This is a genomic window from Streptomyces sp. NPDC050564 (assembly GCF_044457265.1).
In the GTDB taxonomy this organism is placed as follows: Bacteria; Actinomycetota; Actinomycetes; order Streptomycetales; family Streptomycetaceae; genus Streptomyces.
Window position 1 is genome coordinate 1 of sequence record NZ_JBITGS010000068.1, and the last position, 25,017, is coordinate 25,017.

Genomic DNA, 25,017 nt, shown 5'->3' on the forward strand with positions numbered 1-25,017 from the left:
GCCACCCCATAGGGGTGTCTGGACGGAGGAGACCACCCAGCAGCCAGTTGGGCTCTACCTCCAAGCCCGGTCCTTCAGGGCCGGGTCAAGTTGACTTGGGCGAACCCCTTGCGCGCGTACGCGGCAATCTCCTCGCTGGGGAACGATACGGCTGAGAGGTGCTGGTCGTAGCTGCCATGCATCCATCGGGCGGCCGTGATCTCGTAGCCCGACACATGTGCGCACAGTTGAAGCAGGAGTGGCGGCATCTCTGGTTGGTTCAAAAGGTCGGCGTGTTTGATGACGAGGTCGCGCATGGCCTGGATGTTGGGGAGGAAGACGGTCATGACCCACAGTCGCCACTCGGCGAGCTCCTCTTCGGTGGGCGGCGTCTCATGCGCGAAGGGGGATCTGCCGTCAGGACGAGCGTTGCGTTCCATGAACGCGCTGAAGATGCGGCTGTTGGCTTCCGTGAGGGCGAACAGGGGGCCATAGAAGTCGCTGAGCTGGCGATTTAGGCGAGTGAGGCGTTCATGGCGCTGAGACAGGCGCAACCCGTTGAGGTAGGTGACGACATAGCCGGCGAACGCTAGCCCGATAGTGACGACCACTGCGATCATGAAGGGCGATGCTAGCGAGCGTCGCGTTCCCTGGTCAGCCTGCGGTAGCAGATCACGCCTGCAGGGGCCACGCGTGGTCGATAGCCCCGGCAAACCGTGCTGCGTCGGCTATCTCATCGGCGAGGACGGCTCGGTCGCCGTCGGCGACGAAGCCCTGTCCGCCACCCGCAGCCAGGGCGGCGTGAAGCGACGGTGGTCGTAGGTCTGAAGGGCGCGTGTTCATCGCGAAAGCCGCATGCGGCGAAGCTGGCCCACGGGCATGCAACCGTTGCTCGGGCGTGCTTACGCCCTGCCGTCTGCGGGATAGGCGAACCGGGTCAGCAGATCCGTCAGCCGCTCGGGCTCGCCGGGCCCCAGTTCGGCAACCAGACGCTCAGCCGGCGGCGCCACCGCCACATGGGCTGCGTCGATAAGTTCGATTCCCTGAGGTGTGATCTCGACTGCCCGCACCCGCCGGTCACCCGGAACGGCCTTGCGTACGGCCAGCCCCTTACGCTCCAGGTCGTCCACGACCCGCACGATCCCCGCCTTGTCCGACCCCGTCGCCGCCGCCAAGTCCTGCTGCACCGTGGGCCCGCGGTCGACCAGCACGATCAGCACGGCAGAGTGCCGCAACTCGATGCCGAGCGGCCGAAGCGCCTCCTCCATCACCGCGGCCGCGCGCGAGTGCGCCCGGCGCAGCAGCAAGCCGAGAGCAAAAGGCGAGGCGTCCCCGGGGCGATCGCTCGCACGCGAGGCGCTGGTTCTGTGAGGAACGTCGGCGGTCATGAGGTCACACTACAGCTATACATTCATTCGATACGGTCTCATTTGAAACTAAATGTGGCTACATCCACTGCGGACCCGTTGCCGCACGCCGGCAGGACCTGGTCAAGACCGCGGGGTGCAGGGCGAGGCTCCACCGGGCCTGGTATCGGCACATCACCTTCGCCATGGCGGCCCTGGCCCATCTGACCACTGTCCCTGCCGAAGAAGGGGCGGCGGATGCGGGGGATACGACGTCATATCTCTCAGCGTTCCGGAGATCCGCCGATTGATCGGGCACGTCATCGTCACACCTCACTGACCCAGCGGCGAGCACTGCCTGCACTGGTCACGCCACCGACGCACCAGCCAGGCCTGAGCCTGCCGCTTCCACTGTCAATGCCGAGGTCACACACCCCACTGGCAGGCCAAAGTCCAACAGGGCTTCGATGCAACCGGGTTCACCATTGACTTGGATCGGCACACCGTCCGCCGCCCGCGCGGCCACACCGCAATCCAGTGGTCCCCCTGGAAGACCACGGCCGCCGAGCAGGTGATCGACGTTGAGTTGTCCCAGCTTGACTGCACGCACCGCACCGGCGTGAAAGGGCCCCGCCCTGCGGTGTCCGCTACGGCCTCTCGCAGGGACGGGGCCGCCCGCCCTCGTTGCTCATTGGGTGGGCCGCGGGCGGCTGTCCCCTGACGCCCGCCTCCTGAAAGTAAAACGAACGGTTATTTTTTGCAAGCGCGGAGGTGCTGCGCCGTTGGTGCCGGGATGCTGCGCCGGGTGACCCCCCCATGTCGGGCAGGGGGCCTGCTCCGTGACTTTGCGTATCCCCTGACAAGAAAAACGAATGTTCGTCTTGACCTGTCTCATGAACACCCTCAGGATGGGGGCGGAAAAGAACGGTCATTCCGGGAAAGGGGGCGGTGGCATGCGCACCGCGCAGGCTGGAGGACTGGCGGTGTCCCAGGGGCAGACGCCGCAGAGTGCCATCGGGACACCAACGGTGCCTGCAGAGGCCGAGGCCGCACCGAGAGGCACCGTGGCGTTCGTGCTGCAAGGTGGCGGCAGTCTGTGTGCGCCACAGGTCGGCATGCTGCGGGCACTGACCCAGGCAGGGATCAGACCGGACCTTGTGGTGGGTTCCTCAGCTGGGGCACTGAACGGTGCGGCCTTCGCTGCCGACCCAAGCATCGGCGGGATCGATCGGCTGGAAGCGCTCTGGATGCGCCTGAAGCGTCGGCACGTCGCACCGCTTTCATTGCGGACCCTGGCCAGGGCCGCGCTGGGCCGCAGCGAGGCGGCGGTCTCCAGCGCAGCGCTGCAGCAACTGCTGCGGTCGGCCATCGCTGTCGGCCGACTCGAGGAAGCTGCTGTCTCGATGCACGCCGTGGCGACCGACTTCGAAACTGGTGCGGCGGTCATCCTTTCCAGTGGGGAGGCTGTTCCGGCCCTACTCGCCTCGGCAGCCTTTCCGGGCCTGTATGCGCCCGTGCGCATAGGGGGGCATCGGCTCATCGACGGGGGAGTGTCGGCGGACCTGCCTGTTCTCCAGGCAGAGAGGCTCGGCGCAACCACTCTTTACGTGCTTCCCGCCGCGGTCACGGAAAAGGCGGGGCGCCCGACGCACGCCACCCTGGTCGCTGGGTGCCGGGCACTTGGCCAGATCTTGGATGAACGGGAAAGGCGGGACATCGCGGCGGTCCGCGGATCGGTCTATCGACTGCCCACCGTCACCACTCCCGTGGCCAGCCTCATCGACTTCCGTGACACTCGGCGGCTGGTCCAGGCCGGCCATGGACTCACCGCGGGCTGGCTGGCCAGGCAGACCGCAACCAGGGAATGAGGACGGCTGATGGCCAGCTGTGCCTCTTCCGTGCGCCACCGGATTCAGGACCTCGTGCGTACACCGGACGGGAGTACACATCCCCGGTGGTGGGCGGAGTGGCTGTTGGTGGGATTGCTGTACGCCGTCTACGACACCACTCGAGGTCTGCAGCGGGGATGGACTGCCATTGCGGACCACAACGGCCGGAGCATCTTCCGCTGGGAGCACACCGTCCACTTCGCACCGGAGCAGCCACTCAACCAGGTACTCCACGAGCATCCAGTCCTGGCTGTTCTCGCCGCGTACTTCTACGCCACTCTGCACTTCGTTGTCACGCCCGCCGTGCTGATCTGGCTCTATCGGATGCACCCCGAGCGCTACCGCGATGCCCGTACCTGGCTCGCCCTCGCGACCATGAGCGCCCTCATCGGGTTCTGGCTCTTCCCCGCCACCCCGCCGCGGCTGCTTCCCCATGCAGGAATCCATGACAGCGTGGCGGATGTCCAACAGTGGGGCTGGTGGAGTGGAGAGACCAGCGCTCCGCACGGGCTTGGCGGACTCGTCAACGAGTACGCGGCCATGCCATCACTGCATGTTGGCTGGGCTTTGTGGTCTGGCTGGCTCCTTCACCGGCACGCACGGCGAAGGACCGTGAGAATCCTCGGCCTCGCCTATCCCGTTCTTACAACACTGGACGTCGTCGCAACCGGCAACCACTATCTGGCGGACGCCATTGCAGGCGCCGCACTCATCGTCTTCTTCGGAGCCCTGCAGCGCCGCATCCGAATCGTCGGCAGACGCGCCGCCGCCATGCGACGGGGCCCGTTGACCGCTGTCAGGCTCGCCGCCGCAGTTGCTCGGTCCGACACCCCCGCGTCCCCCTCACACAGACTCCCTCCAGGTGACTCACCATGATCCATTCCTTTGGGCTGCCCCCACGCGCTCATGAAGACCCCCCGTATCCCGAATCCCATCTGCAGGACACAGAACACGGCAATGACCCCAGCGGGTCCAGCAGTTGGCTGTACAGCAGGCGCCGAGGGCAGACCGGCTCCTATCTGCCGCTGCACCTCGAAGACGCCTTTATGGTCAGCCCGGACACCGAGGAGCTGATCGGGGGCCGTGCACGCTTCCTGATATCCGACTTCGACACATTCGGCCATCGCCGACGGGCCTGGCGGCATCCGGCAGGCCTGAGGCACCAACTGGTAGGGACCAAGGGGGAGCTGCGGCTGGTCCGGAACTACAACGGCGACCAGAGCGCCGCCTGGCTAGAGATCACCGCCATGCTGACGCTCAACGGCATTACTGACGCGGTCCGTCTTGGCCGGTTGAATGGTGTCGGTCCTCTGCCGTCGATCGCAGGCGGCGGAGGCCACGTTGCAGCCGTAGGCGTCGACGTGCCATTTCGTGCGAGCGCATGGGGCCTTGCCCTCCCCAAGCGCACATGGTGCCACGTGCACCTGGAGGGCCTGGTGCACCTGGTGTCCCAGTGGCCGGTGCAGTGATGAGCAGCTCGCATCAGACCGAGCCGAACGACCACGGGTACGACCAAGCTGCGGCTCCGAGGGCGGAAGCCTGGGCGCAACGGGTGGACGAGGACGACGGGTGCACATCCCGGTCACGCTCTCGACCACGCGTCGCGCTCACCATGGGCGCCGTCGTGATGTTGCTGAGTGTCGAGCTGGCGTTTGTTGCACCCTACGCGCGTCGTGCGGCAGACCAGCTGGCCCACGCTCAACCCGCCTGGTTTCTGCTGGCTGTCGCCGCGGAAATGGTGTCGATGGCGGCCTTCGCCCGGCTGCAGCGCCTGGCCCTGAGTACGGGTGGGCTGCGAGTGAAACTGCGCTCTGCGGTTTCCGCCGTGCTTGCCGGGAACGCTCTCAGCGCGTCTCTGCCCGGCGGCAGCCTGGTGTCGATCGCCTACCGGACACGGCGTATGCGTACCTGGGGTGCCAGCATGCCTTTGATCGGCTTCACCCATGCTGTCACCGGTGTTCTCAGCGCGGTCGCACTCGTCATGCTTGCCGGCATTGGCAGGACTCTGGCTGGGGACAGCACCCAACTTGTAGAGGCCGCCATTGAAGTTGCAGCGGCTTGCGCCGTCATCGTCGCCGCGCTCGCGCTCGTCCAACACACCAATGTGCTGGGCCGGCCGGTGAACGCTCTTCTTCGTGTGTGGCAAAGACTGCGGCGCAGCAAGGACAGGCAGACGTCGGCCGATGGCCTGCTGGAAGAGTTGGCTGCCATGCAGCCTCCAGTTCGCTTCTGGGTCCTGGGGCTTGGCGCTGCTCTGATCAACTGGGTCGGTGATCTCCTGTGTGTGCTCGCTGTGTGCCATGCGGTGGGCTCGGCCCCGGCCTCGGACAAGGTGCTGCTCGCCTACGTCGCTGCGATGACGGCGGCATCGGCTCTACCTCTGTTGCCCGCGGGACTTGGCCCTCTCGACGCGGCTCTGGTCCTCACTCTGCATCACGGCGGGATGCCGATGGCGGCCGCCACGGCCGCTGATCTTCTCTACCGGACGCTCAATCCAGGACTGACCGGAGTCGCCGGGTGGTCGGTCCTGCTCGTCCGGCGATGGAGCCGGTCAGGGCGTGCCCGGCTCCGGCCACAGAGCCCGTACCGCATCCCCGACCCCATCCACGAGCGTGGGGTCGAGCATGGCCACCTGGAGGATGTAGCCGGGTAGGAAGCAGACCAGTGCGCCGGCGATGGACTCGGCAGTCACTTCCTCGGGCAGAGCGCCACTTTCTTGGTGCTCTCGTACGACCTCTGCGAGGTCGGAGCGCATCTGGGTCAGCAGGGTGCTGAACTGCCTGGCCAACGTGGGGTTTCGCAGGGCCTCGGACCAGGCCAGCACGGCCAGCCTTGCGGTGTCGTGTTCCGCGGATCTGGCTGACACGAGGTCGAGGACATCAGCGATGACGGCCCCTACAGAACCTCTGGGCCGAGTCGCGGCGACGGTGTGGACCAGCGTCAGGACCTCACGCATGTTCTCTTCGGCAATGGCCAGGATCATCTCGTCTTTGCTCGCGAAGTGCCGGTAAACCGCGCCCGCCGAGAGCCCGGACTCTGCGAACAGATCCTGCATCGACGTTGAGTGAAATCCGTCGCGCAGAAAGCATCGTCGGGCCGCATCCAGGATCTGGGTACGGCGAGCGTCCATGTACTGCTGGGATACCTTCGGCATGGGGGGCATCCTATCCAAATAAGAAAAACGAATGTTCGTCTTGACTCTCTGGTGGTGAGCCTAGCAGACTGAGTTCTTAGAGAACGATCATTCGTCTTTGGGAGGCAAGACCGTGAAGACCCCGTTGGTGGGACACCGGCCATGGCGTCATGTGGCCATCATGGCACTGGCGTTGCCACTGGTGATCTCACTGGCAGTGATGGCCTATGCGTGGCCTGCGGCGCGCATGGCGCCGCGTAACCTGCCAGTGGGGATCGTGGGCACCAGTGCGGCAAGCCAGGGCGCGGTCGAGGGCCTGGCACACAGCAAGCCCGGCGGCTTTGACTTCCACCTCTACCCCGACGAGGCCTCGGCGCGGTCCGCTATCAAGGAACGAGACGTTTACGGTGCCTTCGTTGTCGCCCCCAGCAGTCTCACCGTGCTGGAGTCCACTGCCGCCAGCCCGACCGTCGCCCAACTGCTGGGCAAGACGGGCCAGCAACTGGCCGCCCATGCATCCAAAGCGGCCGCGGACCGTGCTGTCTCATCTGTCCACGGCACGTCCGATCGCTCCAAAAGAGGTGAGCATGACCCCAAAAAGCCGACGCAGATCCAGGTGAGGGAGGTCGATGTCGTTCAGACCTCTGCAGATGACCCCCGGGGCGTGGTCTTCAGCTCGGCGCTGTTGCCGCTGACAATCTGCAGCATCATGATTGCCTTGGCATTCACGATGTCGCGGAGGCTGCGACCTGCGTCGCGTCTCCTGGCCCTGATCGCCGTGAGCGGAACGGCTGCTCTTGGGGTCTACATGGTCGCCCAGGGCTTTCTCGGTGCACTGCCGCACGAACCTCTGGCAACCTGGGCTTCCTTGTCACTCACCATTCTCGCCATCAGCGCCACCACTGCCGGGGTAGTGACTCTTGTGGGTTCGGCGGGACTCGGGCTGAGCGCGGCGCTCATGGTCTTTGTCGGCAATCCGTTTTCCGGCAGTACATCCGCACCAGAACTGCTGCCCAAGACGGTTGCTGACATCGGCCAGTGGCTGCCGCCGGGCGCCGGCGCGAGCCTCGTGCGCGGCACGGCCTACTTCCACGGAAATGACAGCGCAGGGCACATCGCCGTCCTTACCCTGTGGAGCGTGCTGGGACTGGCAGCCGTCCTGTTCGGGCACCGTGCTTCCCCCGCTGCGAAGAGTCCCGTCCCTCACGGGAGCGCGACGGTGGGGACGGAGAATTCGGCGAACGAGGTCGCGACGCCCCTCTTGCCGCAGGATCGCGAGCAGTCCTCACCCTCCTCTTCGCCTGCGCCCATCGGGATTCGCGCACACTCGCACGCCCGACACGCTGCGGAGACGTGATCCCAGCCCTTGAAGACAAGGTGGCGCGCCTGGGCGCGCCACCTTGTAAGAGGTCGTCCGCCAACGACCGGGCCGGTAGGTGGAGCAGTCTGCAGAAGATCTGCTCGCGCGCGACCTGTCCGCAGCATCTCCACTGGGCCATCGCTCGTCTTCGCCGCGGCAGTCGCGCGCCCGGACAGCACCGCGCGGGCGGGCCGCCTCGGCATCGATGGCGTCGGTCTTGCCGTGCCGCTGTCCAGCGGCCTTGTCCGGCTGGTTGACCTCGGTCACCTCGATGCCTTCGACACGCAGGTGCCGGGCCAGCCCGTACGGGCCGGTGCACTCGACACCGGCCGCCGCACCACGCCGAACCCACCAGCCCAGGCGACGAGTTGGCGACCACCCTCCGCGGTCGCAGGGAAGCTGCGGCCGCGGAGGGCCTTCCTCGGGTGCGTACGCCCGCCGTTACGAACATCGGAAGCAGTCCGGTACGAAGACGATGACACCCAGATCCGCTGTGGTTCGGGCGAGCGGCTCGAGGAACGTCCCGTTCGTCGGAGCCCGTACCGTGCCAGAGCAGCACCGCCGGCGAAGGCACTCGATGGATTCGCTACTGAGCGCGAGGCAGCGCAATGCACCCAAGCATCGGAGACCACCTCTTTCGCGACGCGCGCCGACGCAACTTCGGTGGCCGGTGCGTAGAGGTTCTTCGAGTGCGGCGCTACGGGGCGATGACGGCGACGCCGGTGCGTCCGCCGTCCACGTCGAGGACGGTGCCGTGCACGAAGTTCGCCTCGTCGGAGGCGAGGTAGACGGCTGCTTGGGCGATCGCGTCCGGAAGCCCGAAGCTGCCGGCCGGGGTGCCCTTCATCATGATGTCGCCGGGGTGGGCCACGGTCTCGGCAGGGTTCGGCGTACGGACAACACCGGGGGAGATGGCGTTGACGCGGATGCCCTGGGGGCCGAATTCGGCTGCCCAGGCACGGGTGAGGGCGTCCATCGCGCCCTTGGAGGAACCGTAGACGGCGCCGATCGGGATACCGAGCCGCGCGATCCAGGAGCCGAGGTTGATCACCGTGCCGCCACCGCGCTCGATCATCGCGGGGGCCACCGCGGCGGTCAGGAAGAACGGTGCTTTGACGTTGACCGCGTAGATCCGGTCGAACGTCTCCTCGTCGGTGTCGGGCGTTGAGGGGCTCGGGTAAATTCCGGCGTTGTTGACCAGGATGTCGATGCGGCCGCCCAGGGCACGGGCGGCTTCGTCGGCGAGGGCGCGGGACGCGGGCGCGCTGCCGTCGAGATCCGCGGGCAGGAAGTCTGCCTTGCCGCCTGCCGCGCGGATCGCGGCGACGACTTCCTCGCCGCGCTCCCGGCTGCGGCCGGACACCGCGACATGTGCTCCTTCGGCGGCGAAGGCAAGGACGATGGCACGGCCGATATTGCTGGTGGCGCCGGTTACCAGGGCGCTCTTGTTCTGTAGGCGGTGGCTCATGATGCGATCTGCTCCCAGTTCCGTAGGACTTCTGGGGTCGATGGTGGATCGCAAAAAATGGACCCGCAAGTCCAATCCGGTTATGTTGGACTGGCCAGTCCAACATAAGGAGCGGTGGGATGCGTGGATCGTTGACTGCCAAGGGGCAAGCGACGCGGGGCCGGATCATCCAAGGGGCTGCCGCGGTGCTGCGGCAGAAAGGCGTTGCGCTGATGACGCTCGACGATGTCCTGGCCCGCACCAGCACGAGCAAGAGCCAGCTGTTCCACTACTTCCCCGGCGGCAAGGACGAACTGCTGCTCGCAGTCGCGCAGTTCGAGGCGGACCAGGTACTCGAAGACCAGCAGCCCTACCTCGGGTGCCTGGACTCGTGGGATGCCTGGTACCGGTGGCGTGACGCGGTCATCGAGCGCTACGAAGAACAGGGCGACCACTGCCCGCTCGGCTCGCTCTTCCTGCAGATCGGCCGCGACACACCCGGGGCAAGGGCGATCGTGAACAAATTGCTGCGCCAGTGGCAGGAGCACCTGGCGACGGGAATCCGGGCCATGCAGGCCGCCGGCCATATACCTGCCTCGCTCGACGTCGACCGGACCGCGGCGGCGCTGCTGGCGGGAATCCAGGGCGGGGTGTCGATCCTGCTGTCGACCGGCCGTTCCACCCACCTCCACGCCGCGCTCGACGAGGGGATCATGACGCTGCGTCACGCCGCTTCCGCTGCGATCTGAGCCGCCGCGTCACTTGCATGTCGATGACGACCAACCAAGGAGCGTCGTCCTCCCGGCCTTGCTGCCCGAACGTGTTTCCGTCGCACCGTCCGTGTCCCTTGGGCTCGTTGGTGGCCGTGTTCATGTTGCTTTCTCCCCGCACCTTGTTGCGAAGTCCGCAGGTACTTCGAGTCGAAGGGCCTCGAACCGGCAGCGACTACGCCGCACGCTTCATCACGCCGGACGGGCTCTGGCAGCAGTGGACGCGCGACAAGTCCCCTGACTACCTCGAAGCCCAGAAGAACCGCGTGGCCGACCTCCGCGCCCTTGTCAAGGAAGCACGTCAGGCCGACCCGGTAGGCACTGACGACCGGGCCGTCAGCCTGCCAGCTGGATGGGTCCTCATCCCTGGCAAAGACCGCACCGTCTTCGAGGCCGAACTCGCCATGGAGGTCTCAGCCGACCTCAGACCGAACCACCCGCTCGCGGAGTGTCCGCTGCAGGCGGTCGCGCACTGCAGCCAACGAGACCACGTGCTCTTCGAAATCGCTGAGAACCCGATCCGCTGGGCGCTGGTCCAGTTGAGCTGGTCGGGACAGGCGGAGCACGGCATCCGTCCCCACTGGCAGTTCTTCGCCTCGACGGAGACCGCGACGACCGGACTCCGGGAACACATGCGATAGCTCGACTGCCCGTCCCAGGCGGTTGCATTGGGAGAACTTCGACAGTGTCGGTCTGCCCCGAGATTCTTGGAAGTGTCCAGATAGGGGTTGATGTTCGACCAGAACAGTGCTGTCAGCCCGCGCCGGTCCACGTCCTCCTGCGGCAGCTCCGCTTCTTCCCTGCGGCAGGTGTTTCTGCAGTCGGGTGGTCGGCTTGTGCTGCTTGAGCCTTCCTGTCCCTGGTGGCAGCCGGTGCCTGCAGTGAAGAGACCGCACGAGGTGTCATTTCTGCTGTACGGCAGCCGAGTTCATGCCTGACCAGGGGGAACGTGGCGGTCACGATGGGATGGACAGGCTCGGCGAGCGGGGCCACCGCGCAGTGTAAAACAGCCTGCGCTTCCCGGAACAAGTTCCGGGAAGCGCAGGCTGTTGGTTGTTCGTTGGGTGGGTTGGTGGAGGCGGGTCTGCCTGTCCTGGGTGTGTGGTGTGGATGGGTGTCAGGTGCAGGTGGTGTTGGGTGGGGGTGTGGTGTTGTTGAGGAGGTATTGGTCGACGGTGTTTTTGAGGCAGGTGTTGTTGCTGGTGTAGCCGCCGTGGCCTTGGCCGGTGAGGGTGATGTTGATGCCGATGCCGTCGCCGAGTTGGTGGGCCATGTTTTGTGCTCCTTGGTACGGGGTGGCGGGGTCGCCGGTGTTGCCGATGACGAGGATGGGGGCGGAGCCGGGGGCGTTGACGTGGGGGGTGCTGGTGCTGGTGGTGGTGACGGGCCAGCCGGTACAGCTGGTGATGGACCAGGCCATGGCGTCGCCGAAGAGGGGTGAGGCAGTGCGGAATTGGGGGAGGTGGGTGTGGACGTCGGTGTCGGTGTAGCGCTGTTTCTGGTCGGCGCAGTTGATGGCGGTGTTGGCGCTGTTGATGTTGCTGTAGCGGCCTTGGGCGTCGCGGCCGTTGTAGACGTCGGCGAGGGCGAGGAGGGTGTCGCCGTGGCCGAGGTGTTGTGCTTCGTCCAGGGCGGTGGTCAGGGTGGGCCAGGTGGTCTGGGAGTAGAGCGCGGACATGATGCCGGTGAAGGCGAGGCCGGCGGTGAGCTTGCGGCCGTCACGGGTGGGCAGGGGGTGCTGGTCGAGGGTGTTGAGGAGTGCGGTGAGTTTCTGGTTGCCTTCGGTGCCGCCGTGGCCGGTGGGGCAGGCGGGGCCGTGGGCGGCGGCACAGTCCTTCATGTAGTTGTTGAGGGCGAGTTGGAAGCCTTTCGTCTGGGCGAGGGTTTCTTGCAGGGGGTCTTTGGTGGGGTCGACGACGGCGTCCAGGACGAGGTGGCCGACGTGGGTGGGGTAGAGGTGGGCGTAGACGGCGCCGAGTTTGGTGCCGTATGACATGCCGAAGTAGTGCAGTTGGCGGTCGCCGAGAACTTCGCGCATGAGGTCCATGTCGCGTGCGGCGCTCACGGTGTCGACGTGGGCGAGGATTTTGCCGGAGTTGTGCCGGCAGCGCTGGAGGTAGGTGTCGGCGGCGTTGGCTGAGTCCTGTGGTGTGGTGGTGTCGGGAGGGCTGTCGCCCGCGTAGTAGGCGTCGGTTTCCTTGTCGGTGAGGCAGGTGACGGGGGCGCTTGCGCCGACTCCGCGGGGGTCGAAGCCGACCAGGTCGTAGCGGCTGTTGAGGGTCTGGAATTCGTTGCCGGCGGTGGGGAGGATGGAGACGCCGGAGGCGCCGGGGCCGCCGAAGTTGAACAGCAGTGAGCCGATGCGCTTGTCGGGGTCGGTGGCCTTGGTGCGGATCAGGGCGAGGCTGATGGTGTCGCCGTCGGGTTTGGTGTAGTCCAGGGGGGCTTTGAGTGTGGCGCACTGCCATGCGCGGCCCGGGGCCGGCTGGGTGCCCTGTGCGGGGGTTGGTGCGGGGCAGGTGTGCCAACTGAGTTTTTGTGCGGTCAGTGAGCTGGGCGGTTGGCCGGCGGTGTCCGCGGGTGCGGGCAGGGCGTGGGCGGTCCATCCGGCGAGGGCGGTGGCGATCACTGCGGCGGTGGCGCTCAGCGCGCCGGTGCGCCGGGCCTTGGAGAGGGGGGTCATGAGGTGGGTTTCCGATCTTTCGTGCCGGGTGCGAGCAGGCGAGCCGGTGGCGGCCGGGGCTTGCTGGGGGGGCCTGGCGTCGGCCCCGGGCCTGCTGGGGTGAGGCCCGCGCTTCGAGTAGGCCCCGGGCGGCGATGCTGCGTCACGCTCCGATAATTCGGGGCTTGACGCGGCAGCCGGTGTCGGCCGGGAGCCGGCACCGCGGTGGCGGGGCCGCTCCGCAGACGTTCGGGGCCCGGCCGGTGCCCAGGGCCGGCCCTGCCGCCGTGGTGCGGGCTGTTGTGGTGAGGTGCCGACAGGCCAAGGGCCTGCCCCAGCGGGGTGGCGGAGCGGCTCCGGCGTGACCTGCCCCGCCGTTCAAGAGCCCGGTGGCCGGAGGGTTTTGCGAGGTGTCCCGTGCCGCGTTCTTTTCGAGGTGTCCCGTGACGGGTCTTGGCAGGCGGAGGGCCTGGCGCAGGCCGGCAAGGGGCGGGCCGGCGCCGGCGTGGCACCCCGCGGACGGAGCGTGCCCGCCCTCTGTCCGGCGGCTCGGTGCCGGGCGACCCCGGGGCCTGGCGGCTCGGTGCCTGGTGGTCCCGGCTGCGGCCTGGGTGGGTCCGGGGGCGCCGGCCCGGGCGGGGGTATATGGCGGCGTCCGCCTGCTTGTAGGCGGTTTCCCAGCGGACATCCGGGACGGATGAGGCCGGACAGCGGCGCCGGTTTTCACCGTGCGGCCGTCGCCGTCGCCGTGCGTCCGCTCGACGGTGAGGCCGCACGCGCAGCCAGCCCTGCCCCTTGCTAATATCGGGCACACGATTTGAACGCGTTCAAATAGGGGGACGTATGTCGGGAACAACCACGCCTGGCCGAGACGACACGCCTGCCGTCGCGCTGGGACCCCTCGCTCTGGTCCTCGGGGTTGTCGGCGCCACGGGAGCGTGGCCCACGCTCGCGCTGGTCATGCTCCCGTGGTCGATCATCGCCAGTGGCCTCGCCCTCACCTTCGGCGTCATGGGCATCCACTACGCCCGCCAAGGCGACGGCCGTATGGGGACAGCTGTCGCCGGAACCACTCTCGGAGCGATCGGGCTGGTCGGTGTCATCACCCTGATCACGGCGTTCGCCGCCTGATCTGCCCAGCCACGCCGGTTGCCGAGCTGGTGCGGTGGGCGAAGACGCGCTGGCGGATCCTTCTGCGGCGGCTAGGCCCCAAAGTGCGCACGCCGCCAGATGATCGAGGAGCCAAGGCCCGGCCTTGCGCACACACTTGCTTCCCCGCTCCCGCAGGCTGGGCCGCGCTCGGATACATCGCTGAGAAGACCTCAACTACTGGACAACCAGCGGCCTCCGCTTCGCGGTTCCAGGAAGCGGGGTCTTTTGTGTTCGCGGCCCGTGTGAGTGTCGGTCTGGCTGTTTCTCGTGCCCGGACAGCTCGCCTGGTGCTGGCGCAGGGCTCGCCGGTGGTGGCAGCCGCTGGTGGCGAACCACCATCGGCATGCTCGCGCGAGGGCGCTCTGCCCGCTGTAGCCGAGTGGGGCGGCGAGTTGGCTCAGCGGCATGTCGGTGTCGCGCAGATAGTGCCCGGTGGTGCTGGTGCGTCGGCGCCGAGCCCGCGCCGGTTCGTGCGGGACAGTGTGGCGGCCGGTCATGTGGGGGAGGGGGCCCCGCCGGGTGTGTGGCGGGCGGGACTTTCTCATACGGTCGTGGTTTGTCAAGCCCCGACATTCAGCGGCATGACGCGGCGGGGTGAGCGGGGCTTAATTGAGGCATGGGTTCACGCAGATCAGGTGGCCCGCCCGCACCGCCGGGAACAGCCCTGCGGAGCGTTTTACGGGACATGAGTCCCGGCCGGAAGGTCCGCGGAATGTGGCAGGGCCCGTTCGGTAATCCCCCCTTTTTCTTCTCAGCTTTTCCCCGGAGGAATTCTCATGGCCCGCACGTCCTGCACCCGCCGTATCGCGATGCTTACCGCCTCGACCGCGCTGGCAGCTGGAGGTGCGCTGCTGCCCGCCACCGGCGCCTTCGCCGCAACCCCGGCACACGCCCCCGCCGGTATCAGCACGATGGCCCACGCCCAGGGCCACCACGACAAGCACGACCAGCACGACAGGCACGGCAAGAACGGGAAGAACGGGAAGAACGGCAGGAACGGCCGCGGGGGTGTCGTCGTCATCATCAACAACACCAACACGAATACCAACACCAACACGAATACCAACACGAACACGAATGCAGGCAACGGCAACGGCAACGGCAACGGCAATGGGAACGGCAATGGGAACGGCAATGGGAACGGCAATGGGAACGGCAATGGGAACGGCAACGGTGGCGGCAACACGAACACCAACACCAACACGAACACGAACACGAACACGAACTAGGGCCTGACCATCGTGGACGGTGGTGCGTGAGGTCCGGTCCGGCCGGGTGGCAGTGTCGAGGGACCTGCCGCCCGGCCGGACCGGTATGTGCGTCTCCGGGGGGCGCGGGACTGGTGAAGGAATCCCGTGAGGTGGTGGTCTCTGGGGGCTCGGTGCAGCTGTTCCTCACGGACCGGCGGAAGGTCTGGAAGGTGGGGGACGTGGCCGGCGTTCGCCCTGCCGACCTGAGCGAGCTGTTTGAACGGCGACGGGTTCCGACGGGCACGCCGATTCTTCTGGACGAGGCGATGCGCCCGGTAGAGCCGCTGTCGAGCCGGTTCCGGGTAATCGGCCAGCAGGACCAAGATGTTGCGGGTCATGACGCTGTTGACGGTGGGTTTGGGGCCGTCGGCGGGGCGGGATCGGTTGTGGACGGTCTGGCGCGGACGATGGCTTGGTCTCCTCGTGGACCGAACAGGTGCAAGATCTCCACGGCGCTCGTGTCCGCGGGGCCGAACCAGTGGGGCTCGCTGGTGTCGAACTCGGCCACTTCGCCGGGCCGCAGCGTGAAGTCCTGCGCCCCGAGGATGAGGCGTAGCCGACCGGCGAGGACGTAGAGCCATTCGTAGCCTTCGTGGGTGACCAGTTCCGGCTGGCGGGGTGCCAGTACCTGCTTGAAGACCTGCACTCGGCCCGGGTACTGCGTCAGGGGCACGAGGACGCTCCCGCGCTCCTTGTGCAGGGGCCGGAGGTGCACCCGAGGGTCACCGCTGGCCGGCGCCGCCACCAGCTGGTCGAGTGCGACGTGGTGCGCCCGTGCCAGCGGGATGAGCAGGTCCAGAGTCGGGCGCCGATTGCCCGATTCCACCCGGGACAGTGTGCTGACCGAGATCCCGGTCGTGGCCGCGAGTGCCTCGAGCGTGAGTCCCCGTTCCCTGCGCAGCCTGCGCAGCCGGGGCCCGATGCCATCGAGAATCTGCTCCAGCTCCGCGTCCTTGGATCCTGTGTTCATGGATCCATTTTTGCAGTGTTCGCAAAATTGATGGGCTGCGGCCGTCGCACGGGCCGAGCCTTGCCGGGCACTGTTCCCGGACATCAGAGGTAGACCGTGACCGCGACGACACACCCTGTTCAACCCATGCTGAGTACGCGCAGACGCTGGACGGTACTGGCCGTCTGCTGCCTGAGCATGTTCCTGGTGGGTCTGGACACCACCATCGTCAATGTGGGTCTGCCGGCCATCGGGCGCGGCCTGGATGTCGACACGCGCGGTCTCGAATGGATCGTGGACGCCTACACCCTCGTCCTGGCCAGTCTCCTGATCTCCTCCGGCGCACTGGCGGATCGCTTCGGACGCCGCCGGGTGTTCCAGTGCGGGCTGGCCGTGTTCGGCGCGGCCTCACTGGTCTGTGCGCTCGCCCCGTCGGCGGGCGCGCTCATCGCGGCCCGCGCCCTGCAGGGCATCGGCGCCTCGATGCTCAGCCCCGTGGCGCTCGCGATCGTGGTGAACGCGATGCCAGACCCGAAGGAACGGGCGCAGGCGATCGGCATCTGGGCGTCAGTGTTCGGACTGAGCATGGCCGCCGGACCCGTCACAGGCGGCGCGCTGCTCGCAGGGCTCGACTGGCGGGCGCTGTTCTGGATCAACGCACCCGTCATCGCGGCCGCTCTGCTGCTCAGTGCGGTGTTCGTGCCGGAGTCCCGGGCACAGCGGGCCCGGCGGCTCGACCTGCCCGGCCAGGTCCTGCTGACCATGGTCCTCGCAGTCGTGGTCGGCGTCCTGATCGAAGGGCCGCGTATCGGCTGGACGTCGCCTGCGGCGCTGGCGGGATACGCATGGGCTGCCGTGGCGACAGCCGGATTCGTGTGGGTCGAGTCCCGCCGACGTGAGCCGCTGATGGATCCGCGGCTCTTCGGGCGCCCGGTCTTCAGCGGTGCAGTCGTGGGCGCGGTGGTGGTCTTCATCGCCCTGAACATGACACTGCTGCTGAACACCCTCTACCTGCAGCACACCCGGGAATGGACGCCGCTGGCCGCCGGCGTGGCGGCCTTGCCCTTGGCCGTCGGAGCGACCGTATGCGCCCCCTGGTCCGGCCGTATGGTCGGCCGGACGGGACCGCGGCTGCCGCTGCTCCTTGCCGGCGGTTTCATCACGGTCGGCGGGCTCTGCCTGGTCCGGCTCACCCCGCACACGAGCGTGCTCCTGCTTCTGGCCGCATACTCGCTCATCGGCATCGGGTTTGGCTTCGCCAACGCCCCAATCACCAACACCGCGGTCAATGGCCTGCCACCCGCCCGTGCCGGCGTGGCCGGGGCGATCACCTCCACCGCACGCCAACTCGGCGCCGCCCTCGGCATCGCTCTCGCAGGCGGCCTGGTCACGGCCACCAGCCCGACGGGGCTCGCACACGCGTCCCGCCCGGGCTGGATCCTGGTCGCCACCTGTGGCGTACTGCTCTTCCTCGTCGCCCATGTCACACGGCCGAAGCAGGCCATCACGGGCCCCGCCTCCCTGCAAGCGCGGTGAGCCGCGTGACTCACCGCAACGCACCGTTGTCCGTTGAAGGGCGCCGCCGCCTCGTCGAGCGTTGCCGAACTTGCCCCATTGGTCACGTCGCCGCTGAGATGGGAATCTCCCGGGCCTGTGCCTCAAAGTGGGTGAACCGCTACCGCAGATTCTGCGAGATCGGGCTCTTGGACCGCTCCTCGACGCCACGACACCAGCCGACGGCCATCCCATGGGAGGCACTCGCCGTCGAGGCCGGGACGGAATGTTCACGAGTTTCGACAGCGGCGGGCCGTCCTCGCAGGCCGATTGGGCACCATCGAATCCGCGTCGGGTCGACCGCGGCATTGCCGCAGTCAACCCTGCCTGTGGTGCTGACTGTCAGCTGCTTCGGGACCTGGGGGAGGCGGGTCCGGTTACCCGTTTCCGACCTGACAACGCCCGTCCGTCTCGTCTGACCGGTTCAAGAGGGCGCGCCGACCAGGACTTCCACCTTGCCGGTGTCGAGGGAGTAGTAAGCGCCGACCACGGCAAGGGCGCCCTTTCTCACGAGTGGGGCGAGGTCCTGGTTGTCACGCAGATCGGTTGCGGTCAACTTGACCTGGGCGCGGGCCATGGTCTCGACCGGGTCGGCGCCGCCTTCCCTTACTGCCTGCTCGTATGCCGGCTGCAGAGCCTTGACGATCGCCTGCAGGTTGCCAGGCAGCGGTTTGCCGTCACGAATGGACTTGTACGCTGCCTCGACGGCGCCGCAGCGCTGATGCCCGAGGACCACGATGAGCGGGGTGCCGCTCGTCATGGGTCCGTACTCGACAGAACCAGTGACCACGGGTTCGACCGCCTCCCCGCCCGTGCGCATCACGTAAAGGTCACCCAGCCCGGTATCGAAGAGGAGTTCAGGCGGCACCCGGGAGTCGATGCACGCGAGGACGGCCCCGAAAGGCTCCTGCTCCTGGGCCACGAGCTGACGCCGGTTCGGATCCCGGTCGGGGTGTTGAAGATCTCCGCTCACCCAGCGCTCGTTGCCTTCCATCAGCCTCGCGAATGCCGCGGCGGGGGTGGTCGGCCGCGCCTTTGGCGGAGCACTGGTCGCCGACGTGGCGGCGCTCGTCGATGAGCACCCCGCAAGCGCGACCGTGGCGCCCGCAAGTGCGCCGGCAAGCAGAGCTCTACGATCCGGACGTTCTGATTTGTCCATCGGTCGTTCCCCTCGGTGCCGCTCAGACACGTCCGTGCGTCTTGATCGGGGCCATTGTTCAGCGTGGTGTGTGTGACCTGGCAGCAGGCGCAAGCGGGCGCGGGCTACTTTGCCACCAACGGCCCACAGAACGGGTTCGTGTGGCGGCTTGAGCGTCTGATGCCGAGGCCCACCCTGCCCGACTGGACTGCCGACGGCAGGGTGTTGTCCGTTCTCGTGAACATCGAGCGCGGCCCGCACTGGGTGCCTCCCGAAATGCTGACCATCCGCTGTCGGAAGTCGGTTCTGGCATCTTGGGGAGCGGTCGCGGAGCCGCCATTGCTATTCCCGCTAGAGGGATACCAAAGAGCAGGCACTCGCGTGCGGCGTCGCCCCGCAGGCCGCCGCCTGGGCCATCGACGCCCTCTTGCTGTACGTGGCCGCCTACTGCCTCGAGGCATCGATCGTGCGGCGTTCCCGTACTCGTGCGCGAGACAACCACACGATGGAGCAGCCGAGTTGAACTGAACGGGCTCGGACGCGTGCAACAACGACACCAGGGCCTCCCGACATTGCTCGGTTCGATTCGCATCCCCGAGCTACCGCGAGGCCCTGCCTTCATGCCTGCGCCACCGGAAGATCACCCCGGCGGGAAACCTATTCGACCTGCACGTTCCATGATCGTTTGAGATGCGGATTCGGACAGTGCCCACGGCGCGCTGACTTCGGGGACGCCCCGTACCTCCATATCCGGACCCGGTTTAGGTTGTGGCTCGCCGGAACGGCCAGGCCAGTGCGGTGTGGAAGAGACGGGGGTCGGGGTAGGCGGTGGGGTCGTCGAGGCCCAGTTGGTCGGGGATGCGCAATGGTTCGTACAGGAATGTATTGAAGAGGATGTCCCAGAGCGGGACGACCGATCCGTAGTTGCGGCGTTCCCCGGCGGCGTGATGGTAGCGGTGGGTCTCGGTACCGATGAGCAGGTAATTCAGCCAGCCTGTCCGCAGGTCGCTGTTGACGTGGCTGACCGTCTGTTGCAGGCCCAGCACGACGATCGCGATGAACGCCGCGTCGGGTTCGATGCCGCTGAACTTGAAGACGACCAGCGCTATGACGAACCGGGACACCAGCAGGTCGAAGGGGTGAAAGACCTGGTGCATGAGCACATACAGCTGGGACGGGGAATGGTGCAGACCGTGGACGCGCCACATCCGGGAGAAGGTGTGCGCGGCACGGTGGTAGACGTACCAGAGCAGGTCGAGTGCCAGGAGCGCGAACACGGCCTGCGCGGCCAGCGGCATTCGTCCGAGTGCGCCGAACCCATTAGCCGGCATGAACGCCGCTGCGACGAGAGAGACCCCGATCGTGGCAATCTGCTCGACGACGACGGCCAGCCCGATGAAGGGCAGGTCGCGGCCGAGCAAGCTCTGCTTGGTCATGGACCAGCGGTCCATGAGTGGGTTCATCCGTTCGACCGCGAAGACAATCACGATGGTCGCGAGCGTGAGCAGACCGATCACGGCGTTGCGGTCCACGCTCTGGCGCAGCGCCGCCCAGATACCCCCGGCGGTGATCAGCCCGAGTGTTGGATAGGTTCCGTAGGTGAGAAGTGGCTTCGTCGGCTTGTCCAAGTCCATGCCACCATGCTCGGACTCCTGAGAGGGACACCACTGCCCCATGAACGCAGACCCCTTGCCTTCCGACGCAGATCCGGTCATCGCGCAGGCCGGAAGGTTCGCCGCGACCCATGGCGTGACCGCGACCTCACTCGAGGGAACGTGGAAGGCGCTGGCCAAGCAGGGCCTCGCCCATCCAGGCCTGGCGTTCGCGTCGTGGACGGAGATCATGGCGGTGGGCGGATTGCTCGCGCCCATCCTCGTGAACTCCCCGGATATCGGTGCGATGCTCCTGGACCTGCAGCGCTTCCACCCGTTGCTCGCCCGGGAAGAGGTCGTGGTGACCCGGCGGGGCTCCTCGGTACTGGTGTCCTTGCGTTCGCCCGATGGCGGAGCGGCGCACGGGGACACTGTGGATGCGTGTTTCGCGTTGCTATGCCAGGTGATCGGCCGCCTGGCCGGTGAGCAGGCCGCTCCGTCGCTGGTCGCGTTGAGACGGCCGGTCCCCCCGGGCGGCCCGGACGCCTATGAGTCGGTGTTCGGCCGGACCGTCTTCGCCCAGGCCGACGACTCCTGCCGGTTCGACGAGGCTGCGTTGTGCGTTCCCCTGGTCCAGGCCGATCCCCTCGTGCGATCGATGCTGCACTCGTATGCGGAGCGCCGTATCGCTCATCGGCGAGCGCCCTGGTCGACGGCGGTCAGTGAACTGCTCGCCGACGGCAGGGACGCGCTGTCCGATGTGGCACGTGCGCTGACGGTCAGTAAACGGACCCTGCAGTCGAGGCTCGACGATGAGGGCGTGGCGTTCTCCGCCCTGGCCGACGCCGTCAGGCGTGAACGAGCTCTCGTGCTGCTCGCCCAGCCCGACCTGCCGGTTACGGTGATCGCGACTAGGCTCGGCTTCGCGACGCCGTCGGCGTTCACCCGGGCCTTCCGCCGTTGGACGGGCATGCCGCCCTCGCACTACCGACGGGATCCTCACGCGGCGACGCGGTGACGGGAAAGATTCCCGAACCGGTGCTCGAGGCAATCACACGACCGAGCGGCCGAGTTGGACTCCGCCGGTGCGGGCGCGCAAGACTGCGACACAAGGCGCCTCCTGTTTTACTCCGTGGGACTTCGACAATCCCGAGCTGTGCAGGAGGCCCCGTTCTCATACGCGCCGCGGCGCAGGATCACCCGACCGAGCACCGCCACTCGAACCCATGCTCACGTGATCGACAGGGCAACGGCTTCCCAGCGCACTCATCGCCTGGCAACCCTGGACCGCGCTCAGCGATAACGGCCTACCCTCCACGGGCACCCGCCCCATCCACAGGTATCTCACCGTCCAGGTGCTGGGCTTCACCCGGGGCCGGGTGGCGGGAAGCTCTCCGACAGTCAAAAGCCGCCAAGCGCCCGGGCATCCCCCCCCGCCGACACTTCGCCCTGTGGACTGTCTCGGGGAGAACTCCTGTGACTTGGGGCAGGCGTGAGCGCCGATTCACCTCCGCTGATATTGAAACGATGAAGGCCCCTGTCCTGGGTCACAATGCCCCCATGACCGATGATCAGTCCCAGATTCCCACTCGCCCGCTGCTGCGTCGCCCCCCGGACGGTGAGCTCATAGACGTCGCCGGTGTCACGCACTTCTTCCGACTCACCGGCGAGGACACGGGCGGGCACTTCGCCTTCGAGGAGTTCAGCCTTGCCCCTGGCGCCATTGGTGCCAGGCCGCACGTGCATGAGGGACATGACGAGTACTTCTACGTACTCGAGGGCGAGTTGACGCTCCACACCGGCGACGGCGAGGTGACGGCCGGCCCCGGGCATCTGCTCGCCGCGACCCGCGGCACCCCGCACGGCTTCCGCAATGCAGGCCCGGTCGCGGCACGTGCCCTGTGCCTCTACACTCCTGCCGGGTACGAAAACTACTTCCGCGACGTCCATGCCGCCGTGAGCGCCGGGGCCGAAGCAACCGATGAGCTGTTGGCTGAATTCCGTAGCCGTTACCGGACCAGCTCCCACCAGGTTCCCCCGGACACGCCGTAGTCTCCGTGCCGTTGCTTTACGGGTCTGCGGGTTGAGGTCGTTGAATGCGGATTGCCCCGGTGCCGGTGAGGATCGGTTGCTGCCAGGCGCGGTGCTCGGCGCGTTTGAGCCGGTAGTTGGACATCTTGCGTTTGACGACGCGAGGCTGGCTGCGCAGGCAGGCGTCTGTGCGGCAGGAGCCGCTCCAGCAGGTCGTGCTGGAGCAGGACAAGTGTTCTGGCCAGCAGGTCAGGGGGAAAGCTGCCCGCCGTGAGGGTCACACTGCGCCGGGCGGAGCGCAGGGTTTCGGTGAAGGAGATCCGGGTGGCACACCAACGGTGCATGCCGATCGATGCTGGTCGTTGCCAGGCCGGAAAGTGATCCACTCCGCACGATGGACTCGCCTGAAAGCGGAGGGTCCGGTGGTTGCTGTACAGCAGCCCAGTACAGCAACCACCGCGACCAGCGTGGACCGTCATCGTCCCCACGCAGCAAGCTCCGCGAAGGGCACCGCGCCAGTGAACGTGTCGCAGTCTCGCAGCGCGAACCTAGGGGTGTTCGTAGAGCTGGAGGAGCCCGCCCAGTGAGAAGCACAGGGCGCCGGTGAGAGTGCCCCAGTTCGCGATGTCGGCGTTGACCAGGCTGCCGGTGGCGGGGCGGGTGAAGGCGGCGAGCGCCGAGACGATGAACAGGACGGAGCCGAGTTGGTTCACAGCGACGATCCACCAACTGAGGCTGTGTGCGCGGACGCAGGGCCGGCCGTGGCAGATCTCGACGAAGCCCAGGTACCCGGAGACCAGAAAGAGCACGCACCCGACCACGTCGGGTGCCCAGATCAGCCGGTTCACCTGTTGGACGCTCAGGCCCTGCAGGAAGGAGCTCAGCAGGGAGACGGCGAAGACGAGTGTGCCCGCGAAGAGGACGAATGTGCTCAGCCAGTCCACTCGCGTCGGCTCGTAGCTCCACCACCGCCAGCGGCGGGTGACCAGCCGGCCGCTGCCATCGGCAACGTGGCGGGGCGCGTTGATCACCTGGAGCAACGAGACGTAGCCACCAGTGTTGAAGAACAGGCCGCCCGCGAAGTAGATCGAGGCGCACTCGGTGGCGTCGCCGGAGCCGAATTGGGCGACGGCCGCGCCGGCCGCGAAGAGGGCCCCGCCGACGACGAAGGCGATCGCTGCGATGACGTTGAGTCTGCGTAGCCAGACGATGGCAATGGCATCCGCATGCGTACGCAGACGGTCCGCCGCACCGGGCGGACTGATCACCAGCATTCCGCGCCGGCGCGCCATCCGTGACTCCCACACCGCTGTGCCGCCGCCGGGAACGTGCCAGGTGAGCCTGGTAGTGAACGGCCCCGCGCCCTCCGTGTGCTGCTCCGGCTGCCCCACGGGCCGAGCCTAGAACTCGGGCCCAACCGGAAAGCACGCGAAACGCCGAGCCGTCGGGATTTGGCTCCGGCGACGCCACGCGCAGTTCGAGGCGGCAGATGGCCCGGGCCTTCGACGACCTGGCCGCCCACTCTGCGTCCAGGGCCGAGGTCGAACCGCGCTGCACCGGCGAGGAGATGGCCCTGCACCTCGGGATCGCCCGCACCCAGGACTTGACGCGCAACCGGCCGCGGCTCGTGCGTGACACCGTGACCGGCCTGCCCGAAGACCGTTGCGGCCCCGGTGGCCCAGCTGCTCACGAGCCACGCGTTGCCGCTCCTTCGTCACGGTCAGGTTGGCATGCCGGACCAGCCCGAGCCGGTCGTTGGTCACACAGCCGTTGACGCATTCCGATATAGGCATATGATGGCGCCATGGCACGAGCGGCGACGACCTCGGACGCGTTCAACGCGATCGCCGAGCCGCAGCGGCGGGAGATCCTGGTGCTGCTGCGGGGTGGCGAGCGGCCCGTGACCGAACTGGCGCGGGACCTGGGGATGAGCCAGCCGCAGGCGTCCAAGCATCTGCGGGTGCTCCGCGAGGTCGGGCTGGTGCGGGTCCGCGGGGCGGGCAAGCAGCGGCTGTACGGCCTGGACGCCCGCGGGCTGCGGCCGGTCCACGAGTGGGTGGGCGGCTTCGAACGGTTCTGGAGCGAGACCTTCGACCGGCTGGACGAGTACGTGCAGGAGTTGAAGCAGGCAAGGCAGGAGGAACCACCGGATGACGACGACCAGTAGCGGCGGCGAGCCTGACCACGCGACCGCGGACCGCGAGATCGTGATCTCCCGGGCCATCGGTGCCCCACGGGAGCTGGTGTTCGAGGCGTTCACGCGAGTCCGGCACCTGTCGCGGTGGTGGGGCCCGGAGGGGTTCACCACCACGACGCGGTCCTTCGAGTTCCGCGCGGGCGGGGCCTGGGCCTTCGTGATGCACGGGCCGGACGGGACCGATTACCAGGAGTGGATCACCTGGACCGAGATCGTCCCGCCGGAGCGGATCGCGCTGGTGCACGGCGAGTCCCCCGACGACCCCAACGCCTTCGAGTCGGTCCTGACCTTCGAGCCGGCCGGCGAGGAGACCCGGATCGTGATGCGCACGGTGTTCCCCACCAAGGAACTGCGCGAGGAGGCGGTGGAGAAGTACCACGCGATCGAGGGCGGCGAGCAGACGCTGCGCAATCTGGCGGCCTACGTCGGCGAACTCACCTGGAACGAGACCGCCCGGAACGAGACCACACCGACCGGAACGAGACCACACCGAAGGGAGCGGAGGGCTGATGGCCGGGAAGGTGTTCTTCAGCGTGACGATGTCGCTCGACGGCTTCATGGCGCCGGA

The 25,017-nt window shown here is 67.4% G+C and carries 24 protein-coding genes and 1 pseudogene; 16 read left to right on the plus strand and 9 right to left on the minus strand.

Annotation, left to right across the window (positions count from 1 at the left end; all coding sequences use genetic code 11):
* Window positions 1-74 precede the first annotated feature (74 nt).
* On the minus strand, window positions 75-599 hold the full coding sequence (locus ACIBK0_RS48890; RefSeq protein ID WP_399096019.1) for a hypothetical protein: 525 nt from the start codon (window positions 597-599) through the stop codon (window positions 75-77).
* Window positions 600-672: 73 nt separating this feature from the next.
* Here ACIBK0_RS48890 and ACIBK0_RS48895 point away from each other — a divergent pair, with 73 nt between their 5' ends.
* Window positions 673-801 carry a hypothetical protein gene (locus tag ACIBK0_RS48895; protein WP_399096022.1) on the plus strand — a complete coding sequence of 43 codons (129 nt, stop codon included), beginning with the start codon at window positions 673-675 and terminating at the stop codon, window positions 799-801.
* 80 nt (window positions 802-881) lie between these two features.
* Here ACIBK0_RS48895 and ACIBK0_RS48900 read toward each other — a convergent pair whose 3' ends face one another.
* On the minus strand, window positions 882-1,367 hold the full coding sequence (locus tag ACIBK0_RS48900; RefSeq protein WP_399096025.1) for a MarR family winged helix-turn-helix transcriptional regulator: 486 nt from the start codon (window positions 1,365-1,367) through the stop codon (window positions 882-884).
* Between the two features lie 830 nt (window positions 1,368-2,197).
* Between ACIBK0_RS48900 and ACIBK0_RS48905 the strand changes: the two genes are divergently transcribed.
* From ACIBK0_RS48905 to ACIBK0_RS48920, 4 genes are all read left to right on the plus strand, one after another.
* Window positions 2,198-3,193: a patatin-like phospholipase family protein gene (locus ACIBK0_RS48905; protein WP_399096028.1), complete on the plus strand. Its 996-nt coding sequence runs from the start codon at window positions 2,198-2,200 to the stop codon at window positions 3,191-3,193.
* Between the two features lie 108 nt (window positions 3,194-3,301).
* Window positions 3,302-4,090 carry a phosphatase PAP2 family protein gene (locus ACIBK0_RS48910; protein WP_399096087.1) on the plus strand — a complete coding sequence of 263 codons (789 nt, stop codon included), beginning with the start codon at window positions 3,302-3,304 and terminating at the stop codon, window positions 4,088-4,090.
* A complete protein-coding gene (locus tag ACIBK0_RS48915) occupies window positions 4,087-4,683 on the plus strand; it encodes a hypothetical protein (RefSeq protein ID WP_399096031.1) in 597 nt (198 codons plus the stop codon). Before ACIBK0_RS48910 ends, ACIBK0_RS48915 begins: the two co-directional genes overlap by 4 nt.
* A 143-nt stretch (window positions 4,684-4,826) precedes the next feature.
* Entirely contained in the window at window positions 4,827-5,867 is a 1,041-nt protein-coding gene (locus ACIBK0_RS48920) for a YbhN family protein (protein ID WP_399096034.1), read from the plus strand.
* Here the strand turns inward: ACIBK0_RS48920 and ACIBK0_RS48925 are convergent.
* Complete coding sequence (locus ACIBK0_RS48925; RefSeq protein ID WP_399096037.1) at window positions 5,766-6,368, minus strand: TetR/AcrR family transcriptional regulator; 603 nt, start codon at window positions 6,366-6,368, stop codon at window positions 5,766-5,768. The two genes, ACIBK0_RS48920 and ACIBK0_RS48925, sit on opposite strands and share 102 nt — an antisense overlap.
* Window positions 6,369-6,480: 112 nt before the next feature.
* On the opposite strand from ACIBK0_RS48925, the gene ACIBK0_RS48930 reads away from it, so the two are divergent.
* Window positions 6,481-7,704, plus strand: a complete 1,224-nt coding sequence (locus ACIBK0_RS48930) for an ABC transporter permease (RefSeq protein WP_399096040.1) — start codon at window positions 6,481-6,483, stop codon at window positions 7,702-7,704.
* A 700-nt stretch (window positions 7,705-8,404) separates the two neighbouring features.
* Here ACIBK0_RS48930 and ACIBK0_RS48935 read toward each other — a convergent pair.
* A complete protein-coding gene (locus ACIBK0_RS48935; protein ID WP_399096043.1) occupies window positions 8,405-9,175 on the minus strand; it encodes an SDR family NAD(P)-dependent oxidoreductase in 771 nt (256 codons plus the stop codon).
* A 119-nt stretch (window positions 9,176-9,294) separates the two neighbouring features.
* Between ACIBK0_RS48935 and ACIBK0_RS48940 the strand changes: the two genes are divergently transcribed.
* Together ACIBK0_RS48940 and ACIBK0_RS48945 are read left to right on the plus strand one after the other, a co-directional pair.
* On the plus strand, window positions 9,295-9,903 hold the full coding sequence (locus ACIBK0_RS48940) for a TetR/AcrR family transcriptional regulator (protein WP_399096045.1): 609 nt from the start codon (window positions 9,295-9,297) through the stop codon (window positions 9,901-9,903).
* A gap of 110 nt (window positions 9,904-10,013) precedes the next feature.
* Window positions 10,014-10,565, plus strand: a complete 552-nt coding sequence (locus tag ACIBK0_RS48945; RefSeq protein WP_399096048.1) for a hypothetical protein — start codon at window positions 10,014-10,016, stop codon at window positions 10,563-10,565.
* 476 nt (window positions 10,566-11,041) lie between these two features.
* Here the strand turns inward: ACIBK0_RS48945 and ACIBK0_RS48950 are convergent, their stop codons facing one another.
* Window positions 11,042-12,607 carry an alpha/beta hydrolase gene (locus ACIBK0_RS48950; RefSeq protein WP_399096051.1) on the minus strand — a complete coding sequence of 522 codons (1,566 nt, stop codon included), beginning with the start codon at window positions 12,605-12,607 and terminating at the stop codon, window positions 11,042-11,044.
* 822 nt (window positions 12,608-13,429) lie between these two features.
* On the opposite strand from ACIBK0_RS48950, the gene ACIBK0_RS48955 reads away from it, so the two are divergent.
* Complete coding sequence (locus ACIBK0_RS48955; RefSeq protein WP_399096054.1) at window positions 13,430-13,717, plus strand: hypothetical protein; 288 nt, start codon at window positions 13,430-13,432, stop codon at window positions 13,715-13,717.
* 797 nt (window positions 13,718-14,514) lie between these two features.
* Window positions 14,515-14,967, plus strand: coding sequence for a hypothetical protein (locus ACIBK0_RS48960; RefSeq protein WP_399096057.1), 453 nt, complete (start codon window positions 14,515-14,517; stop codon window positions 14,965-14,967).
* A 355-nt stretch (window positions 14,968-15,322) separates the two neighbouring features.
* Here ACIBK0_RS48960 and ACIBK0_RS48965 read toward each other — a convergent pair whose 3' ends face one another.
* On the minus strand, window positions 15,323-15,958 hold the full coding sequence (locus ACIBK0_RS48965; protein WP_399096060.1) for a helix-turn-helix domain-containing protein: 636 nt from the start codon (window positions 15,956-15,958) through the stop codon (window positions 15,323-15,325).
* Window positions 15,959-16,084: 126 nt separating this feature from the next.
* On the opposite strand from ACIBK0_RS48965, the gene ACIBK0_RS48970 reads away from it, so the two are divergent.
* Together ACIBK0_RS48970 and ACIBK0_RS48975 are read left to right on the plus strand one after the other, a co-directional pair.
* Complete coding sequence (locus tag ACIBK0_RS48970) at window positions 16,085-17,473, plus strand: MFS transporter (protein ID WP_399096063.1); 1,389 nt, start codon at window positions 16,085-16,087, stop codon at window positions 17,471-17,473.
* A gap of 5 nt (window positions 17,474-17,478) precedes the next feature.
* Window positions 17,479-17,700 (plus strand): annotated as a pseudogene (locus ACIBK0_RS48975) (helix-turn-helix domain-containing protein); the annotation flags it as partial.
* Between the two features lie 215 nt (window positions 17,701-17,915).
* Here ACIBK0_RS48975 and ACIBK0_RS48980 read toward each other — a convergent pair.
* Complete coding sequence (locus ACIBK0_RS48980; RefSeq protein WP_399096066.1) at window positions 17,916-18,650, minus strand: carbonic anhydrase; 735 nt, start codon at window positions 18,648-18,650, stop codon at window positions 17,916-17,918.
* A gap of 740 nt (window positions 18,651-19,390) precedes the next feature.
* Window positions 19,391-20,263, minus strand: a complete 873-nt coding sequence (locus tag ACIBK0_RS48985; RefSeq protein WP_399096069.1) for a sterol desaturase family protein — start codon at window positions 20,261-20,263, stop codon at window positions 19,391-19,393.
* Between the two features lie 40 nt (window positions 20,264-20,303).
* On the opposite strand from ACIBK0_RS48985, the gene ACIBK0_RS48990 reads away from it, so the two are divergent.
* Both ACIBK0_RS48990 and ACIBK0_RS48995 read left to right on the plus strand, forming a co-directional pair.
* Window positions 20,304-21,239, plus strand: coding sequence for a helix-turn-helix domain-containing protein (locus tag ACIBK0_RS48990; protein ID WP_399096072.1), 936 nt, complete (start codon window positions 20,304-20,306; stop codon window positions 21,237-21,239).
* A gap of 542 nt (window positions 21,240-21,781) precedes the next feature.
* Window positions 21,782-22,273, plus strand: a complete 492-nt coding sequence (locus tag ACIBK0_RS48995; protein ID WP_399096075.1) for a cupin domain-containing protein — start codon at window positions 21,782-21,784, stop codon at window positions 22,271-22,273.
* A 527-nt stretch (window positions 22,274-22,800) separates the two neighbouring features.
* On the opposite strand, the gene ACIBK0_RS49000 is transcribed toward ACIBK0_RS48995, so the two are convergent.
* Window positions 22,801-23,643: a hypothetical protein gene (locus ACIBK0_RS49000; protein WP_399096078.1), complete on the minus strand. Its 843-nt coding sequence runs from the start codon at window positions 23,641-23,643 to the stop codon at window positions 22,801-22,803.
* A 413-nt stretch (window positions 23,644-24,056) separates the two neighbouring features.
* Here ACIBK0_RS49000 and ACIBK0_RS49005 point away from each other — a divergent pair, with 413 nt between their 5' ends.
* Complete coding sequence (locus ACIBK0_RS49005; protein ID WP_399096081.1) at window positions 24,057-24,419, plus strand: ArsR/SmtB family transcription factor; 363 nt, start codon at window positions 24,057-24,059, stop codon at window positions 24,417-24,419.
* Window positions 24,403-25,017 (plus strand): SRPBCC family protein (locus ACIBK0_RS49010; RefSeq protein ID WP_399096084.1); only part of this gene is annotated, 615 nt, incomplete at its 3' end. The genes ACIBK0_RS49005 and ACIBK0_RS49010, both read left to right, overlap by 17 nt.